This window comes from Chryseobacterium sp. MFBS3-17 (assembly GCF_020687745.1).
GTDB lineage: Bacteria > Bacteroidota > Bacteroidia > Flavobacteriales > Weeksellaceae > Marnyiella.
In genome coordinates this window covers 175,006-192,950 of sequence record NZ_JAJEWK010000012.1, presented here as the reverse complement: position 1 = coordinate 192,950, position 17,945 = coordinate 175,006, and the positions used below count along the sequence as shown (strand labels likewise).

At 44.5% G+C, this 17,945-nt stretch carries 18 protein-coding genes; 8 read left to right on the top strand and 10 right to left on the bottom strand.

Annotation, left to right across the window (positions count from 1 at the left end; translation table 11 throughout):
• Nucleotides 1-129: 129 nt before the first annotated feature.
• On the top strand, nucleotides 130-822 hold the full coding sequence (locus LKO26_RS11190) for a hypothetical protein (RefSeq protein WP_227587955.1): 693 nt from the start codon (nucleotides 130-132) through the stop codon (nucleotides 820-822).
• 79 nt (nucleotides 823-901) lie between these two features.
• Nucleotides 902-2,011, top strand: coding sequence for a DNA replication/repair protein RecF (gene recF / locus LKO26_RS11185; protein ID WP_227587954.1), 1,110 nt, complete (start codon nucleotides 902-904; stop codon nucleotides 2,009-2,011).
• 30 nt (nucleotides 2,012-2,041) lie between these two features.
• On the opposite strand, the gene LKO26_RS11180 is transcribed toward recF, so the two are convergent.
• The 3 genes from LKO26_RS11180 to LKO26_RS11170 are packed head-to-tail and all read right to left on the bottom strand — an operon-like array spanning nucleotide 2,042 to nucleotide 4,905.
• The gene (locus LKO26_RS11180) at nucleotides 2,042-2,836 is read right to left on the bottom strand and encodes an alpha/beta fold hydrolase (RefSeq protein ID WP_227587953.1); all 795 of its coding nucleotides are present in this window, start codon (nucleotides 2,834-2,836) and stop codon (nucleotides 2,042-2,044) included.
• 47 nt (nucleotides 2,837-2,883) lie between these two features.
• A complete protein-coding gene (locus LKO26_RS11175) occupies nucleotides 2,884-3,603 on the bottom strand; it encodes a pyridoxine 5'-phosphate synthase (RefSeq protein WP_227587952.1) in 720 nt (239 codons plus the stop codon).
• A 42-nt stretch (nucleotides 3,604-3,645) separates the two neighbouring features.
• On the bottom strand, nucleotides 3,646-4,905 hold the full coding sequence (locus tag LKO26_RS11170) for a mechanosensitive ion channel family protein (RefSeq protein WP_227587951.1): 1,260 nt from the start codon (nucleotides 4,903-4,905) through the stop codon (nucleotides 3,646-3,648).
• 181 nt (nucleotides 4,906-5,086) lie between these two features.
• On the opposite strand from LKO26_RS11170, the gene LKO26_RS11165 reads away from it, so the two are divergent.
• From LKO26_RS11165 to LKO26_RS11155, 3 genes are all read left to right on the top strand, one after another.
• Nucleotides 5,087-6,277 (top strand): carboxypeptidase-like regulatory domain-containing protein, encoded by a 1,191-nt coding sequence (locus tag LKO26_RS11165; RefSeq protein WP_227587950.1) that lies wholly within the window; start codon nucleotides 5,087-5,089, stop codon nucleotides 6,275-6,277.
• Nucleotides 6,278-6,368: 91 nt separating this feature from the next.
• Nucleotides 6,369-6,854 carry a DUF456 domain-containing protein gene (locus LKO26_RS11160; RefSeq protein WP_227587949.1) on the top strand — a complete coding sequence of 162 codons (486 nt, stop codon included), beginning with the start codon at nucleotides 6,369-6,371 and terminating at the stop codon, nucleotides 6,852-6,854.
• A gap of 11 nt (nucleotides 6,855-6,865) precedes the next feature.
• The gene (locus LKO26_RS11155; protein ID WP_227587948.1) at nucleotides 6,866-7,336 is read left to right on the top strand and encodes a hypothetical protein; all 471 of its coding nucleotides are present in this window, start codon (nucleotides 6,866-6,868) and stop codon (nucleotides 7,334-7,336) included.
• Here LKO26_RS11155 and LKO26_RS11150 read toward each other — a convergent pair whose 3' ends face one another.
• Nucleotides 7,337-7,978, bottom strand: coding sequence for a uracil-DNA glycosylase (locus tag LKO26_RS11150; RefSeq protein ID WP_227587947.1), 642 nt, complete (start codon nucleotides 7,976-7,978; stop codon nucleotides 7,337-7,339). It abuts the gene before it with no gap.
• Between the two features lie 155 nt (nucleotides 7,979-8,133).
• Between LKO26_RS11150 and LKO26_RS11145 the strand changes: the two genes are divergently transcribed.
• Nucleotides 8,134-10,275: an endonuclease MutS2 gene (locus LKO26_RS11145; RefSeq protein ID WP_227587945.1), complete on the top strand. Its 2,142-nt coding sequence runs from the start codon at nucleotides 8,134-8,136 to the stop codon at nucleotides 10,273-10,275.
• Between the two features lie 94 nt (nucleotides 10,276-10,369).
• Here LKO26_RS11145 and LKO26_RS11140 read toward each other — a convergent pair whose 3' ends face one another.
• A complete protein-coding gene (locus LKO26_RS11140) occupies nucleotides 10,370-11,161 on the bottom strand; it encodes a glucose 1-dehydrogenase (protein WP_227587943.1) in 792 nt (263 codons plus the stop codon).
• A gap of 154 nt (nucleotides 11,162-11,315) precedes the next feature.
• Complete coding sequence (gene ychF, locus LKO26_RS11135) at nucleotides 11,316-12,407, bottom strand: redox-regulated ATPase YchF (RefSeq protein ID WP_227587942.1); 1,092 nt, start codon at nucleotides 12,405-12,407, stop codon at nucleotides 11,316-11,318.
• Between the two features lie 205 nt (nucleotides 12,408-12,612).
• On the opposite strand from ychF, the gene LKO26_RS11130 reads away from it, so the two are divergent.
• The gene (locus LKO26_RS11130; RefSeq protein ID WP_227587941.1) at nucleotides 12,613-13,083 is read left to right on the top strand and encodes a hypothetical protein; all 471 of its coding nucleotides are present in this window, start codon (nucleotides 12,613-12,615) and stop codon (nucleotides 13,081-13,083) included.
• Between the two features lie 252 nt (nucleotides 13,084-13,335).
• Here LKO26_RS11130 and LKO26_RS11125 read toward each other — a convergent pair whose 3' ends face one another.
• The 4 genes from LKO26_RS11125 to LKO26_RS11110 form a co-directional block, all read right to left on the bottom strand.
• Entirely contained in the window at nucleotides 13,336-13,674 is a 339-nt protein-coding gene (locus LKO26_RS11125; RefSeq protein ID WP_227587940.1) for an RNA recognition motif domain-containing protein, read from the bottom strand.
• A 161-nt stretch (nucleotides 13,675-13,835) separates the two neighbouring features.
• The gene (locus LKO26_RS11120; RefSeq protein ID WP_227587939.1) at nucleotides 13,836-14,756 is read right to left on the bottom strand and encodes a ribonuclease Z; all 921 of its coding nucleotides are present in this window, start codon (nucleotides 14,754-14,756) and stop codon (nucleotides 13,836-13,838) included.
• A 75-nt stretch (nucleotides 14,757-14,831) separates the two neighbouring features.
• The gene (gene rdgB / locus LKO26_RS11115; protein ID WP_227587938.1) at nucleotides 14,832-15,413 is read right to left on the bottom strand and encodes an RdgB/HAM1 family non-canonical purine NTP pyrophosphatase; all 582 of its coding nucleotides are present in this window, start codon (nucleotides 15,411-15,413) and stop codon (nucleotides 14,832-14,834) included.
• Nucleotides 15,414-15,417: 4 nt separating this feature from the next.
• Complete coding sequence (locus tag LKO26_RS11110; protein WP_227587937.1) at nucleotides 15,418-16,257, bottom strand: CPBP family intramembrane glutamic endopeptidase; 840 nt, start codon at nucleotides 16,255-16,257, stop codon at nucleotides 15,418-15,420.
• Between the two features lie 76 nt (nucleotides 16,258-16,333).
• Between LKO26_RS11110 and LKO26_RS11105 the strand changes: the two genes are divergently transcribed.
• Nucleotides 16,334-17,926, top strand: coding sequence for a peptide chain release factor 3 (locus LKO26_RS11105; protein WP_227587936.1), 1,593 nt, complete (start codon nucleotides 16,334-16,336; stop codon nucleotides 17,924-17,926).
• Nucleotides 17,927-17,945: the final 19 nt, after the last annotated feature.

Below are 17,945 nucleotides of genomic sequence, written 5' to 3'. Positions count from 1 at the left end.
AAATCCGGAAAAACCGTTTTACCCGGAATCTGTGATTCTAAATTTAAAATTACATTTAAATTTGCACCGATGCAGATTCTAAAATTAGCAAAAAAATATCTTATAAACAGTCAGATTTACGTTTCATTGATGGGAACTTTACTGGCCGTATTTTTTATGCTGCAACAGAACATCGTGAAAGCCCCCACCATCGCACTTATTTTCATCACCTTCCTGAGCGGTTATCTGTACACAAAATTTCAGATGAACCGCAGGTTGCTGTGGAAAATCATTGCATTCAATGTACTTTGCGGACTTATTTCTGCTGTGCTTATCATTCACAATCACAATATCGAAAGGCTTTTCCGGTGGGCGGTCATCGTACTGCTCGGATTATTGTACAACAGTTTTTTCCTGGACCGGTTCATCAGAAAAATTCCACTGTTAAAGGTCTTCTATGTGGGTTTAACCTGGGCACTGATCAATTCATGGCTGATTCTCCCGGAATTTGACGCCGCTGTTTTCACCATCAGCCTCCTCTTTGTTACCGCACTCGTGCTGCCGTTTGACATCCGCGACATGAAGGTGGATCATGTAGTGACTTTTCCGCGGCTGATTGGAGTCCAAAATACCCGGTATCTGGCGTATGTCCTGATTTTTTTCAGCCTGATGATCTCGGCTTTTCACCTGCAGACGGTTTATGCTGCGGCGCTGTTCATTACGGCGGTATTCACCTTTATCCTCATTTACTTTGCCGAAAACAGCAATCACGACTCCTATTTTTCAGTTTTAGTGGAAAGTTGCAGCGGTCTGCCGCTCGCTGTCCTGCTTTTGATCCAATAGATCCACCGGTAGTGCAGATCGGCACAGTCCATTCATTCATGATGCTTCAAATCAGACAATTTTTGAGTAATTTTGGCGCATGATCATCCAGAAACTTCAGCTCATCAATTTTAAAAATCATCCTGCTGCCACTTTTGACTTTTCACCCCGGATCAATTGTCTGGTGGGCAATAACGGCGCCGGTAAAACCAATATTCTGGATGCGCTGCATTACCTGTCTGTAGGCAAAAGTTTCCTGGGCAACACAGACGTGAACAACATCCGCAGCGGCGAAGATTTCTTCAGCATAGAAGCTGAAATTCACGATGGTGAAAAACTGAACATTCTGAAAATCCAGCAACCCCGCGAAGCAAAAAAAATCATTAAAAAGAATGATAAAGCCTACGACCGTATAGCAGATCACATCGGTTTTCTGCCGGGTGTGATGATTTCGCCTTACGACTCGAATCTGATTTCGGATTCCGGAGAGAGTCGCCGCAAGTTTCTGGATGCCATGATTTCACAGACAGATTCCGGGTATCTTTTTAATCTCATTCAATATCAGAAAACCGTACAGCAGCGAAATGCCCTGCTGAAAAACTTTGCCAAAAACCGCTATTTTGATGCTGAAAGTTTAGAGATTTACAACGAACCGCTCATCAAATACGGCACGGCTATTTTCACCCGGAGAAAACAATTTATGGAAGCCATAATGCCCCTGATTCAGAAGTATTACGAACTGATTTCCGGCGGAAAAGAGGCGATAACGGTGAACTATCAGTCAGATCTGAATGATGCCGGAAACGGAGACCTGCCTGCCTATTTCCAAAGCATCCTGGAATCTCATCTGGAAAAAGACCGTATCCTGACCTACACCTCACGCGGGATGCATAAAGACGATCTGATTTTCGGAATGAACGGTCATTCCTTAAAAAAAACAGGAAGCCAGGGACAGCAAAAGTCGTTTTTAATCGCCCTGAAACTCTCACAGATGAACCGCATACGGGAACTGACCGGCAAAACACCGGTTTTACTGCTGGATGACATCTTTGACAAACTGGACGACTTACGGGTTTCCCAACTGATTGAGCTGGTAAACCACGAGCATTTCGGGCAGATTTTGATCACCGATACTCATAAAGAAAGAACGGAGAACGTGGTGAAGAACATTAACGAAGAATCCCGCATTTTTGAAATCGGAACGGCGTAAATATTTTTAATTTTCCGGAAAAAGATTCTTTCAGGCTTTCCGCGTTTCCAGCAGGAAATCCTGAACTACGGAATTGAACTCTTTAGGATTTTCTGCCTGCACCCAATGTCCGGCATTGCTCACCTGCACTACAGAAGAGTCCGGGAACTGCTGCTTGATCTGGAAATTATCCTGCGGTAAAATATAATCTGATTTGGCACCCGAAATAAAAAGTGTTTTACCGCTGAACACACCAAACTTCACGGCATTACTTACAAATTCATCGTACTTTTCTGATAAAACGGGCAAATTGAACCTCCATGCCAGTATTTTATCATCGGTCCAGTACAGATTTTTTGTAAGAAACTGAATGACAGACATTTCGGGGATATAGATTTTCAGAGCTTCTTCCACTTCCTGGCGGGTGGTATCTTCTTCGAACTCCACACTTTGCAACGCCTTGATGATGCCCTGATGGTGTGGCGGATAGGCCTTCGGGGCAATATCTACCACAATCAGTTTTTCCACCTTTACGGGATACTTGATGGCAAACTGCATGACCGCCTTGCCGCCCAGTGAATGTCCCAGCAGATTTACTTTGGCCATGCCATGATGATCCATATAGTGGGTAATGTCATGCGCCATGGCATCATGGGACATCTCTTCGGAATGAAAACTTTTGCCATGGTTTCTGAGATCAATGAGGTGCACCGGGAAATATTCCCCGAAAATTTTTCCGAAACTCCCCCAGTTATCCAGCATGCCAAAAAGACCGTGAAAAACCAGCAGTGGTGTTCCGGGTTTGTCTTCACCGTAAATCTTTGAATGTAAAATATTGTGTTCCATGTTTTGTTCCGTTTGATGTGTTAATGATGTTCAAATAAAAGAGCAGGTTACCATTTTGCCAACCGCTTCAGATAGCCCTGCACGGTGTTTTCCATTCCCAGGTACAATGCTTCGGAAATGAGTGCATGACCAATGGAAACTTCGAGCAGATTGGGAATCTGTTCTGCAAAATAGCGGATGTTTTCCAGACTGAGATCATGTCCGGCATTGATGCCCAAATTGTATTTTGTAGCTTCCAGTGCAGTTTCATAATAATCCTTGATTGCTTTTTCCGGAGATTGCGGATATTCCCTGGCGTACGCCTCGGTGTAGAGTTCTATGCGGTCTGTACCGGTTTCTGCTGCAAATTTCACCATTTCCGGATCGGGATCCAGAAAAATGGAGGTCCTGATGCCTGCGTTTTTAAACTCACCAATAACGGATTTCAGAAACTCCTGATGCTTCCGGCAGTCCCAGCCGGCATTAGACGTGATGGCATCGTCTGCATCAGGCACCAGGGTTACCTGCTCGGGTTTCACCTCCAGAACCATATCTACAAACGGGCGGTGCGGATTTCCTTCGATATTAAATTCTGTGGTAATGAGCGGCTTCAGGTCGTACACATCCTTGCGGGTAATGTGTCTTTCATCTGGCCTGGGATGAATGGTAATGCCCTGTGCGCCGTATTCCTGAAGTTTTACAGCTGCCATGGTCACACTGGGAAGTTCGCCGCCCCGCGCATTACGAATGGTGGCTATTTTATTGATGTTTACACTTAGTTTCGTCATGACTGAAATCCGCAGTGGGATTATTTTATCTTTAAAAAAGGGTTATACTTTGGTTTGCATAATCTCCAGATCAAAAACCTTGGCAGAAGCCAGCAAATGGTCAAAAATATTGGCCTGAATATCTTCAAAATCTGCCAGAGCTGCCTGATTGGCAAAGCAGTAAAGCTCCAGGGGCATTCCCTGCGGCGTAATATCCAGCTGCCGCACCAGCACGATTTCATTCTGGTCAATCTGGGGATTTTGTTTCAGATACCGATGCACGTACTTCCGGAAGACCCCGATATTGGTAAGCTGCCGCCCGTTAATGAGGAGATCTGCATTGGGCATATGCTGACTTTGCGGGAAAATTTCAGCTTCCCGTTCGCTCAGGTAATCTTCAATGAGATTAATTTTCTTTAACTGATCAAAGGAATCTCTGTCAATAAATTTAAAGGAATTGATGTTAAAGTAGATTGATTTTTTAATCCTTCTCCGGTTGCCCTCGGCCATTACCTGCAGGTTTTTTATTTCAGTACTGAGCAGGTCATAGGTAGGAATCGTAGAAACCGTTTTATCAAAATTATGAATTTTGGTAGTGAGCAGGTTAATGTCTGCAATGGTTCCTTCAATATTGTATTTGGGAATCCCGATCCAGTCTCCCACCTTCACATTTCGGGAGAGCGATACATGGATTCCGGTGACAAAGCCGAGAATGGTATCCCGGAAGATGAGAATAATGACCGCTGTCATGGCTGTAAGGCTGGTCCATATGGAAGTTGTACTCACACCGAAGATTGCAGAAATTCCCAGGAATACGAAAATCAGACCACCAATAATAAGCAGTGTGGACGTAATAGCGCGTATGGCTGTAATGCGGTAGAAATCCTGGCGAAGAACGTAATACCTTTCAATGGAATGAAGCGCCCGCTTGTACATCACATAGCCGGCAATTATCATCAGCACTGTAAACGTGCGTTCCAGCAACGTATGACTGTTGGGATGCCTGCCCATGATGGGTTCTATAAGTTGCTGCCCGAAACCGAGTGCCATAAAATTGGCCACCGAATTCAGTACCTTACTCTCGTACAGAGATTGTATGACCGGCGTCTTTTTAAACTTCCGGTAAAAAGCAGAGTGAATTGCCTTAAAGAGTGTTTCGTAGATGAAATTCAGTACCACAATGATGACTACGAAAAACAACAGTTTCGCAGCAATCTGAGCAGTCAGCACCAATGCATCCGGCACATTCTGGGCTATAAAACGATGAATTTCATTGCTTAATGCCTCAAAAAAGCCCTGGGTTTCTTTCAGTTCATCTTTCATTCCCGCAAAATTACTAATAATCCCCGCACTTTAAAACAAAAAACCATTTTAATAACCATACAGCCAATTCGCATCATATTAAAATTATTGAAAATTTTAAGCGCCCTTTTATGATTAATTCATCATGAATATGTACATTTGTTATCAAATTAAAAAAACTAACCCTAAAACTCCACATCACATGAAGAAAATCTCCTACCTTTTTATGACGTGTGCGCTCCTGTTTCTGTACAGTTGTATCCGCACAGAAGACAACAGTGTACTGGTAAGCCACCCTGTTGAAGTCGAAGCAAAAAAAGCATCGGTTACCGGTAAAGTTTTTTCAAAGAATGGCATACAACCCGTGGGCGGCGCCTTGATTTTCACCTTTGATGCCCAACACAAAATGTACTTTACGCACTCTGATGCGCAGGGCGACTTCACTCTGGAAACCGTTCCCGGTTCACACACGGTCTATATCCAGACCGGCGACGGAACCAATTTTCGCACCGAGTTCAACATCAACCTGCCGGAAGGTCAGAATGTAACTGCAGATGCATCACTTACAAAATTGAACCAGATTGCTAATATGGCTTATGTAAAAGGCAGTTATGATGAAATTGAAGACATTGTACAGAACCTGGGATACACCATCACAGAAATTGATTATGATGACCTGAAAAACATGAACACCATCGCACTGTATGATATTATTTTTCTTAACTGCGGATCGCGCACCCAGACCAACTCCGGAACCAGCACGCCCAATTCCGATACCATGATTTATGACAATCTGGCGACCTTCGTGACCAACGGTGGTTCCATTTATGCCTCGGACTGGGATGTAGCCTACCTCACCGGCGGCCAGTCCAATTCCAATGGTTGTAATATCCCGGGTGGCTTCCTGCCCGACCCCCTGCTTTGTTCTACAAATAACGGCTCAGCCACTACTTACAGCAATGCAGATGTGACCAATGTGAATCTGGCCAACGCCATCGGGTTTAATACTTTGGACATCCAGTATGACCTGGGCGCCTGGCAGCGGATTACCGCTTATGAACCCACCTTTTGGGACGTAATGGTTCAGTACAATAATGAAGCGTTGATGATCCGGTCTAACAATTTTCAGAACCCGACTTCTCCCACCCTTACGGTAGGAAATCCGGCCAACAATAATATGGTGACCATCTGCCATGTGGCCGGCGGTACTCCTGTGACCATCACCATCAACCAGAATGCTCTCCCGGCACACGTGGGTCATGGTGACTCACTGGGTCCATGCTCCGGCACCTCAGCCAGCGGAACCATTTTCTATACCACTTTCCACAACCATGCTTCCGGAAATATAGGCAATACAGCACCGATTCTGCAGTATGTTATTTTGAATCTTTAATTCAGATTTTAAATATTTTTTAGTGAAAGGCGACGGAAATTTCTGTCGCTTTTTTATTTTTTTGATACATTTGATTCATCAATACAGCATTATGGACCACGGACTCATTACACTTGTTTGTTTTATTCTCCTCATTCTGGGCATGGCCGGAACCATTTTGCCCATACTTCCGGGTTTGCTGATGAGTCTCTGCGGGCTGCTGATTTACAAATTCGGCACAGAATCTGAGCTCTCCATGGTTTATATCTGGATTTTTTCTGCGCTCACATTGTTGTCCATTGTGCTGAATTATGTGATACCCGCCAAAACCAACAGGCGCTATGGCGGCACCCGCTGGGGAAGCATCGGGTCGGTCATCGGGACATTTGCAGGAATGTTTTTCATTCCGCTGCCCTTCGGATTTCTCATCGGAATGTTCCTTGGCGTTTTTGCAGGCGAGCTGCTGCACGATTCCAAAGACCCGAAAAAGGCTTTCAACTCCATGAAAGGTGCATTTGTAGGCTTTATTTTTGGCACCGGATTCAATTTTCTGGTGGGATTGGCAATGTTTTTGGTGGTTTTATTTGATGTTATTTAAAAATCAGCATTATGATTAACCACCTTTTCATCACCGGATTACTGACCATGTCGCTGATGTCCTGCCAAACCCAAAAAATCGCATCTAGCGATCCTGAAGCCGCTGAAACTCACGTAAATTCACAGAAAAATTCGGAATACATAGTTCTGAAAGAAGGCGAGAGGAAATTTCTGGATCAACAACAGATGAATATTGCTTTCAAGAAAGTTACAGAAGACAGCCGCTGTCCTGAGGGTGCCAATTGTGCCTGGGAAGGCGTGGCCACTGTAGAAATTGAACTGATGGGTGTGTACACAAGACCAAAAACTGTTCTGCTTTCCACACAAAGCAATGCGCAACGAGGTTATGTGGAAAACTTTGATTTTGCCGGATACCGGTTTACCCTTACCGAAATCACTCCTGAACCCACCACCCGGAGACCTGCAGAAGAAAACCGCGGTGAGTATGTCCTGAAACTGAAAGTCAGCCAGCTCTCCAAATGATTACCACTTAATTTCCGGGTGACCAGCATCCGCAAGATAATTGTTGATTTTGGAAAACGGTTTACTTCCGTAGAAACCCCGATATACCGAAAACGGAGAAGGATGTGCAGACTTAATCACCAAATGACGGGATTCATCAATCAGGACCGATTTTTTTTGAGCAAAAGCCCCCCAAAGCACAAAAACCACCTGGTCCCTGCGTGCGGAAATTTCACGGATGATGAAATCCGTAAACGTTTCCCAGCCCAGATCCTTATGCGAATTAGGTTTGTGTGCCTGTACGGTAAGCGTTGCATTCAGCAGTAACACACCCTGCTTCGCCCAGTCATCTAACTCCTGTGCAGAGCGCTCTATGCCCAAATCTGATTTCAGTTCGGTAAAAATATTCTTTAATGAAGGCGGCGCCGCTACGTGTTCGGAAACGGAAAAGCACAAACCATTGGCCTGGCCATCATTATGATAAGGATCCTGGCCGATGATGACCACGCGCACCTCCTCGAAAGGCGTTAGATCAAGAGCACGAAAAATCTGGTTTTTTGGTGGAAAACACTGGTATTGCGCATAATTTTCATTCACCTTCTCCCATAAATCTTTGAAGTAATCAGAATTATTTACAGGCGCAAGAATTTCGGTCCAGGTCATGAAAAAAGATTTTAAAATTGATGCGGGACAAATTTAAACTTTTAAAAGAAATAAAAGTTTCACTTCAAAATGAAAAACTCCCCTTCCTCATACAGAATGGCAAAGTTTTGATGCTAATCATTGTCATTTCATCGGTTTAAAACTAAATTTGCACCGTGCACATAGATCAAGAAGACTTAGACGAACTGGAGTTTCCGATTTTACTTTCGGAAATCACTCCCTATGCTTACTCACCTCGCACTGCAGAACACCTGATGCAACTGCGTCCGGTGGCGGTAGAGGAAGCAGAAATTTCTTTAAAAAAGACCGCAGAATTCCTGACCAGTTTTGAGAGTTCCAACGCCATACCCTTTCATGAATATGAGGACATAGAAACCGAACTGAAACTGATGGTGATTGAGAATTACCGGCTGGAAAACCAGGGATTCATGAAAATAAAAGCCATCACCGAACAAATAGGCAGACTGCAGAAGTTTTTTCCGGCGTTCGCAGAAACATTTCCCACGCTTCTGGGCGAGGTACAGCAACTGGAATTCCGGAAGGAAATCATTGACAAAACAGATAAGGTTTTCAACCGTTTCGGGGAAGTTAAAAGTGAAGCGTCGCCTGTACTGAAAACCCTTCGTGCAGAAATTCAGCATGCGAGGAAAGCCATTGATGAAAATTTCAACCGCGCCATGGGTCAGTTTTCCGATTTTCTGGAGGACATCCGCGAAACGGTGATTGATGACCAGCGGGTTCTTGCTGTAAAATCCGGGTTCAAAAAGCGGGTTTCCGGGCGGGTGCTGGGAATTTCCAAAACAGGCTCCATCACCTATATACAGCCGGAATCTGTGGTTCGGCATTATTTCAAATTGCGGGAAAATCAGGAAGAAGAAAAAAAGGAAACCGACAAAATCCTGCGCAGACTTACCGCTGAGATTGCCGAATATGAACCCCAGCTTGCAGCTTATCAACAGTATATTTTTGATCTGGATCTCACCCGCGCTAAGGCCAAATTTGCGGAAAGCATCAATGGCGTTTTGCCCAAAATAAACCGGCATAAAACCCTGAGACTGAAAGATGCCTATCACCCGCTGCTCTGGCTGCAAAACAAAGCAGAACAGAAGAAAATATTCCCTCAAACGCTAACTTTTACGGAACACAACCGCATCATCTGCATTTCCGGACCCAACGCGGGTGGAAAATCCATCACCCTGAAAACAGTGGGTTTGCTCCAGTTGATGATTCAAAGCGGAATACTGGTGCCGGTGCATCCCAAATCTGAAATGTTCTTTTTTGACCGGATCATGACGGATATCGGAGACAATCAGTCCATTGAAAATCACCTGTCCACCTACTCTTCCAGGCTTAAAAAAATGGCCGGCATCATTCGCGATGCAGATGCCAGCACCCTCTTGCTTATAGACGAATTCGGGACCGGGTCTGATCCTGAACTGGGCGGTGCTCTGGCCGAAGCTTTTCTGGAATATTTCTATGACAAGAAGAGTTTCGCCATCATTACCACCCATTACACCAACATTAAGCTCGTGATTGAGCAGTTGCCCAATGCACAAAATGCGGCAATGCTCTTTGATGAATATTCACTGGAACCGCTGTACAAACTGGAGGTAGGCCAGGCCGGAAGTTCATTTACATTTGAAGTGGCCGAAAAAAACCGCATCCCGCGATTCATCATTAAAAAAGCCCGCGAAAAAGTAGAAAAAGACGTGGTGAATCTGGATAAAACCATCGTAAAACTTCAGCAGGAAAAATTTGAAGTAGAAAAATTAAAATCCAATCTTACCGAGCAGAAGGAATCTGTGGAAGACAAGCGTGATAATCTGCAAAAACTGAATGAGCAACTGCAGCACAAACTCTTTAACTTTCAGAAACTTTATGAAGAGGAACACCGCAAATTACAGTTCGGAAACAAAATTGAAGGCTTTATAGACTCCTATGTCAAAGGGAAATCCCGCAAGGAAGTGGTAAAGGATTTCGTGAAAATTCTGGAGCAGGAAAAATACCGGAAACTGGGAAGTGATAAGGACGAGAGCAAGCGGCTGCAAGTAGTAAAGCGGAAGATCACCCAGCAACTGAAAAAAGACGAAGTAAAAGAAAAAATTGCTGAAGTGCAGGAGCAGATCGAAGAGAAAAAACAGCAGGAGCGGGCAGTCTGGCTGAAAACCGGTCAGCGCGTGCGGATTAAAGGATCGACGTCTGTGGGCACTATTGAAAAGATTTCAAAGGACAAAGTGACGGTGAATTACGGCACGTTTAAAACCCAGATTTCAGCCGATGAACTGGAGCGGATTTAAGCTGGCACCAGTTCGTATTGTCCAAAAACATTCCCCTAAATAAAAAACGGCTCCGCACATTACGGAGCCATGATCTTACTGCCAAGTCTGGAACTTACGGATTTCCGTACATATTGGACTCACCACCGTCTATGGCGATAATCTGCCCGGAAACGTAACCGTTTTCATCGCTGAGCAGATAGGCTACCAGGTTCCCTACTTCCTGAGGCAATCCCAGTCTGCGTGTAGGGTTGTGCGATGCGTATTCTGCTTCTGCAGCCTTAGGATCGTCCGGATTCACCTGCTTGAAAGCCTCTGCCACCATAGGCGTCAGAATTGCTCCCGGCGCAATGGCATTGGTGAGAATTCTGTCTTTACCATATTCCAGTGCGGCATTTTTGGTAATTCCCGCCACGGCGTGTTTGGTCGCGACATACGCAGTCTGGTTCAGCACACCCCGGATTCCACCTACGGAGGCCGCGTTCACGATTTTACCACCCCCGTTTTTCTGCATCACCGGAATCACATAGCGCAATCCGTAATAAACGCCCATCAGGTTAATATCTACCACTTTTTTGAATACATCAATATCATAGTCCACCATCGGAGCCTGGCGGCCTTCTATTCCGGCATTATTATAAAACCCGTCTATGGTTCCGAAAGTTTCCACAGTTTTGTTTACATAATTTTTTACCGCCTCTTCATCAGACACATCTGCCACTACGGTGACGTATCTGGCATCCGGATAACGGGTTGCAAGTTCCTCTCTGGCTTTGTTCAGTGCTTCTTCGTTGTAATCTACCAGGACAATATTGGCACCTTTTTGTGCCAGCACTTCTGCTGTTGCAAGACCAAGCCCCATAGCAGCTCCTGTAATAATGATCGTTTTGTTTTTAAAATGTGACATTGTAATTTGGTTTTAGTTGGTTTTTTATTACTACAAAGGTACCATTTATAAACATCATACCCATTGATTCAGGTCAATAAATCTGATGAGAAAAGTCACAAAAAAAAAGGCCGGAAAAATTCCGGCCTGGTGATATGTTTTAAAATATTCAGCGTTACACATTAAACCGGAAATGCATCACATCTCCGTCCTGCACAATGTATTCTTTTCCTTCTACGCCCATTTTACCGGCTTCTTTCACTTTGGCTTCAGAACCGTAATGTACGAAATCCTCATAGCGGATGACCTCTGCACGGATGAAACCTTTTTCAAAATCCGTATGGATAACGCCGGCTGCCTGCGGTGCAGTCCATCCTTTTTCTATGGTCCATGCACGCACTTCTTTTACTCCGGCGGTGAAATAAGTCTGCAGATTCAGCAAATCATATGCTTTACGAATCAGACGGTTTACGCCTGGCTCCTGCAGTCCCAGTTCTTCCAGGAACATCTGGCGCTCCTCGTAGGTTTCCAGTTCGTTGATATCGGCTTCAATTTGTGCCGCAAGAACCACAACCTCGGCAGCTTCTCTGGCGGCCATTTCTTCAATTTTAGGAATCCACTCATTGCCATTTTTAATGGAATTTTCATCTACATTGCACACATAGAGAATCGGCTTTTTGGTCAGCAGATGTACCTCATCCAAAATGGACTGTGTAAGATCATTCGTTTCAAACTCGCGCGCATTTCTGCCGTCTTCCAGGAATTTCTGTAACGCCTGAAGCGTTTCATAGGTCAGAATATCTTCTTTTTTTCCGGATTTGATGAATTTTTTGGCTTTTTCTACCGCTTTTCCCACGGTTTCCAGGTCTTTCAGCTGCAGTTCTATATCAATAATTTCCTTATCACGGATTGGATCCACGGAACCTTCTACGTGTACAATGTTCCCGTTATCAAAACATCTGAGCACATGAATAATGGCTTCACATTCGCGGATATTGGCCAGGAACTGATTTCCCAGACCTTCACCTTTAGAGGCCCCTTTTACCAGTCCGGCAATGTCCACAATTTCTACTACGGCCGGCAGCACACGCTCGGGTTTCACCAGTTCTTGAAGTTTATTAAGGCGCTCATCGGGCACGGATACGGTTCCCAGATTGGGTTCTATAGTACAGAAGGGATAGTTGGCCGACTGTGCTTTGGCGTTGCTCAAACAGTTAAAAAGCGTTGACTTACCCACATTCGGCAGTCCTACGATACCACATTTCATAGATGAAAATTTTGAATAATCCGGGCATCATCATTGTGATTCTTCTGCCCTGTTGTTTTAGTGAGCGCAAAGATAGTGATATGGATTGTGACTGGAAAATAAAGATGGAGTATGGAGAAAAAATAAACACATACCAGCCGGGCAAGGAATTCACGATAAAAAACAGTTTCGTTTTTTCCTCGCCAACCTCCGAAAATGAGTATCTTTGAATTTTATCACGGCCATGAAACTGAACACACACAATTTACTGAACAGACTGCTGACGCTGAGCGCGCTTATTCCTTCATTTTATTTATTATGGGTGTCCATTTTGTTTTTTCCGTCCATTTTACAGGATTTTGTGGATGATTTCAGGCTGGAATCCATTTTCATTCTGATTGCAGTACTCTGTGGCATCTGCGGATTTATAGCACTCGTGGTACAACTGTTCTCGCGGGTAGAGCGCCACATCAAAATCAAAACTTTGCTGCTGGCTCTGGGAATCGTAGGTTATGTCACCTTTTTCAGTACCATAGGAGGGATTACGGCGTGGAAAAACATGTATGATTCTCTGGTAAACACCCGGGATATTGTAGATAGTTTTCTGGTGATCTGGCCGGTAGTGGGAACTTTCATCCTGCTTATTCTGAATCTGAGGATTCTCCTCACCAGAAGCAAGACAATCGTACAGATGTAATTTTCGGTCGCATGATTCTGAAATCTGTACTCCTCCTGATTTTGTTTGTTACCGGCAATAGCAGCGCACAGGATTTATCCAAGAAGAATTTAAATATTTGCAACGAAGAGCGATGACTTCAATCTTCTACCTCTGCGACAAGGTGATGTCGCATTTTTTATTTCAAGAGATTTACAATTTAAGATTCCACAAAGCAGCACCAAAAAAGCCCGGCAAAAACCGGGCTTTATGTTTAGCGTAAATATGCTGTGATTACCACTCTCTTCTTCTGTCGTTTCCGCCACGGTTGTAGCCTCCGCCACCATTTCCGCGGTTGAAGCCACCACCACCAAAGTTTCTTGGCTTTTCTTCACGTGGTCTTGCCTCGGTTACGTTCAGTACTTTTTGTTTGAATTCCTGCTGATTCAGCTCTTCAATTGCTTTTAATGCTTCTTCGTTATTCGGCATTTCCACAAAACCGAAGCCTCTGCTTCTTCCTGTTTCTCTGTCTGAAATAACTTTTGCCGAATCTACTGCACCGTAATTTTCGAATAATGCCTGCAACTCGGACTCAACTACTGAATAGTTAAGATTTGAAATAAAAATGTTCATAAAAAAAAATAATTAAAATGTTGATTATGTAATCTGAAATCAAGAAACGAACATATGAACATTGATTGAATTCCGCATTAAATAATTGGGTGCAAGATACAATTTAATTTGGTTTGTCAAAATTAATTTATAGTAAACCTGAAATGAATTTCCTGAAATGCCTACCGGCTGATTTTCACCGCCTCCAGTTGCTTTGGGAGATACGTATTGGGGAACACCGTGCGGGCTTCATCTGTAAAAACCGAAAGGTTGCCATACCGGTTGGAAAAATGCCCCAGTATCAGCTTTCCTACATTGGCCTTGCGCGCAATTCTGGCAGCTTCCAGTGCGGTGGTATGCCCGGTATAATCTGCCATTTCCTTTAAATCATGCAGAAAAGTGGCTTCATGATACAGCACATCTACACTTTCTATAATAGGCACGATGCTTTCCAGATAGCGGGTGTCACTACAGAACGCATAACTTACTGGCCGGGTGGGCTCCAGTGTCAGCGATTCATTTTTGACCACATATCCGTCACTCAGCACAAAATCATGACCTTGTTTGATCAGATGATAATCGCAGGTCTCAATTTCGGGATACTTCGCTACTTCCTTCATATTCAGGTGCCGCTCTCCGGGCTTCTCGCGGAAGAGATACCCATTGCAGTAAATCCGGTGATCCAGCGGAATAGTAAATACCTCCACCCTTTTATCTTCATAAATTTTCTCTGAAACGGTATTGCTCAGTTCATGATAAATTATTTCAAAGCCGCGGTGGGTTTCGCTTATCCGGAAAATGGTCTCCAACATCTCTTTGATGCCTTTCGGGCCGTAAATATGAATCGGGGTTTCCCTGCCCAGCAGGCGGAAACTGGCAATGAGTCCCGGTAAACCGAAACAGTGGTCGCCATGCAGGTGGGAAATAAAAATATGGTTGATTTTGGAAAACCGGGCCTTCGCTTTGCGCAGCTGCACCTGGGTTCCCTCGCCGCAATCAATCAGAAAATGCCGCTCTTCCATTTCCAGAAACTGTGCGGTGGGCGATGAATTCACGGTGGGAATTGCAGAGTTGAATCCGAGGATGGTTAGATAGGTACTCAAGGTGTTTTGAAAATTAAATCCGAAAAGGTACGGTTAAAGGTAAAAAAGTTATTTATTCTGCCAATGCGCCTTGCATCAGACGCGGTTTTTCAGATGATCCAGGAATAAATCCAGCGCCTTCTTCCGGTGGCTGATTTTATTTTTTTCTGAGGCGGGCATCTCGGCAAAGGTCACCTCATGACCATCGGGCACGAAAACCGGGTCATACCCGAATCCCTGCGTGCCTTTATTCTCGGTTAAAATATTTCCGTACACCCTGCCCTCAAAATATTGGGGACCATCTGCCGTCATGTAGCACAATACCGTCACGAAATAGGCCTTCCGGTTAGATTCTCCTTCCAACTCATCAAGTACTTTGGCAATATTCTGTGCAAAATCATGGTCTGAGGCATATCGGGCAGAGTAAATTCCGGGTCTGCCATCCAGCGCTTCCACTACCAGTCCGGAGTCATCTCCCAGGCTGGCTACTCCGGTTTTGCTGTAGCAATACTGCGCCTTGATGAATGCATTCTCATGAAAAGTAAGGCCGTCTTCCACTATTTCATCATGCAGGGCATAATCGGTGAGGCTTTTCACCAGAAATTCGCCCTCCAGAATCTGCTGGATTTCCTCTTTTTTATGCAGGTTGTGAGTAGCAACCAGTAATTCTTCAGTCATAAATTTAATCTTCTGCGTGTGCAATCTCGTATTTTTCTGTGAAAAAGTAATAAAATATTCCAAACAATGCGATTCCGGCGGCCAGCAAAATATAGGATGAAACCCCGAAGGCATCTGCAAAACTTTCTGTATCCGTATAATGGATCAGAAGAAGCGAAACGAAATTATTAAAGGCGTGCAATAAAATAGGCATCAGTAGGGATTTGGTCCGGTGATACACCAGTCCCAGCACATATCCCAGCAGCACCGCACCGGTAAACTGCCAGATATTGGCATGTACCAGACCAAACACAATGGCCGAAATCCAGATCGCAGAGGTGGGTTTCATGCCTCCGTTAATCATCCCTTTCTGCATGATCCCGCGGAATACAATTTCCTCAAAAAGTGGTGCCATGACCACCGCCAAAATAAACAATGTGGCAGTATCAGATGTCATCTTCTCCATCAGCTCCGAAAAGAATTCATACATGGGTCCGAAGAACGGTCCGGTTACAGGAATCTGTGCGGTTACAAAATCCGCAATCAGCATCATACCCGCCATCAGAGGAAAAACAAAGGCGTAAGTGGAGAAATTTTTAGCCGATAAATTAAAATTAAGCTTCATGCCCGTTTGTTTTCGGCAAATAAAATAATCAAAGGCGAAAATGGCCGCCATCCAGATGACTGCGTTGCTGATGATGAGATACGCATCATGTGCAACAATGGCTTTCCCGGACATTAAGCTCAGGCTTAAACCGGCTCCGTTCATCACAAAAACCGCGACCAGTGCTCCCAGAAAAAGTGCGGCAGCGCCCTGCATACCGAAGGTGAAGTGTGGCAGTCCGGCTTTGAATTTTCTTTTCATTTAAGCATAATTTGCACAAATATAGTATTTTCACATGTCATAGAAAATCCCGATTTTTGCACCCATAATTTTCACTATGTCAGATTTACTTAAAGAAATTCAGAAAAGAAAAACCTTCGGGATTATCTCTCACCCCGATGCCGGTAAAACCACGCTTACGGAGAAGCTCCTTCTTTTCGGGGGCGCCATTCAGGAAGCGGGAGCGGTAAAATCAAACAAAATAAAAAAAGGGGCTACATCTGACTTTATGGAAATTGAAAGACAAAGAGGAATTTCCGTAGCCACTTCTGTACTTGCCTTTGAATATAAAGGATTCAAAATCAACATTCTGGACACGCCCGGACACAAGGATTTTGCCGAAGACACGTTCCGCACGCTCACTGCAGTAGATTCTGTGATTGTGGTCATTGATGTGGCCAAAGGGGTGGAAGAACAGACCGAAAAACTGGTTCAGGTGTGCCGCATGCGGAACATTCCCATGCTGGTCTTCATCAACAAATTGGACCGCGAGGGGAAAGATGCCTTTGATTTGCTGGATGAAGTAGAACAGAAACTGGGACTTACCGTAACTCCGCTTTCACTGCCTATTGGTATGGGAAGCGACTTTCAGGGAATTTATAACATCTGGGAAAAGAATATTGAGTTTTTCCTGGAAGAAAAGAAGCAGAAAGTAGGCGAATCTGTAAAAGTTTCAGACATCAACGAAGCGAATATTGATGACATGATTGGTCCGAAAGCCGCTGCAACCCTTCGGGACGAACTGGAACTGGTAGAAACGGTGTATCCGGAATTCAACCGGCAGGATTATATGGACGGAAATCTTCAGCCGGTATTTTTCGGATCGGCGCTGAATAATTTCGGCGTCCGGGAACTACTGGATGCTTTTATTGAAATTGCGCCAATGCCTCAACCCACAGAGTCCGACGTTCGCCTGGTGAAACCGGAAGAAAAAAACTTCACCGGATTTGTTTTTAAAATCCACGCCAATATGGACCCCAAACACCGGGACCGACTGGCATTTGTGAAGATTGTAAGCGGCACCTTTAAGCGCAATGAAAATTACCTGCTGGTGCGCGAAAATAAAAAAATGAAGTTTTCATCTCCCAACGCATTTTTTGCCGATAAAAAAGAAGTGGTGGATGAAAGTTTCCCGGGAGATATTGTAGGATTGCACGACACCGGAAATTTCCGCATCGGGGATACGCTTACCTCCGGCGAAAAATTATCCTTCAAAGGCGTACCAAGCTTCTCTCCGGAACATTTCCGTTACATTAACAATGACGATCCCCTGAAAGCGAAACAACTGGCCAAAGGAATTGATCAATTGATGGATGAAGGTGTGGCACAGCTCTTCACACTGGAAATGAACGGCCGGAAAATCATCGGGACGGTGGGGGCGCTGCAGTATGAGGTGATTCAGTACCGTCTGGAGCACGAATATGGAGCCAAATGCACCTACGAACCGCTTTCCATACATAAAGCCTGCTGGATAGAGGCCGATGAAAAATCTGACGAATTTAAAGAATTTGCCAGGCTGAAACAACGTTTCCTGGCCCGGGATAAATTTGACCAACTGGTATTTCTGGCAGATTCATCGTTTACCATTCACATGACTCAGGAAAAATTCCCGAATGTGAAACTGCATTTTATCAGTGAGTTTTCGCAGTAGAATGCTCTGTTTTCGTGAA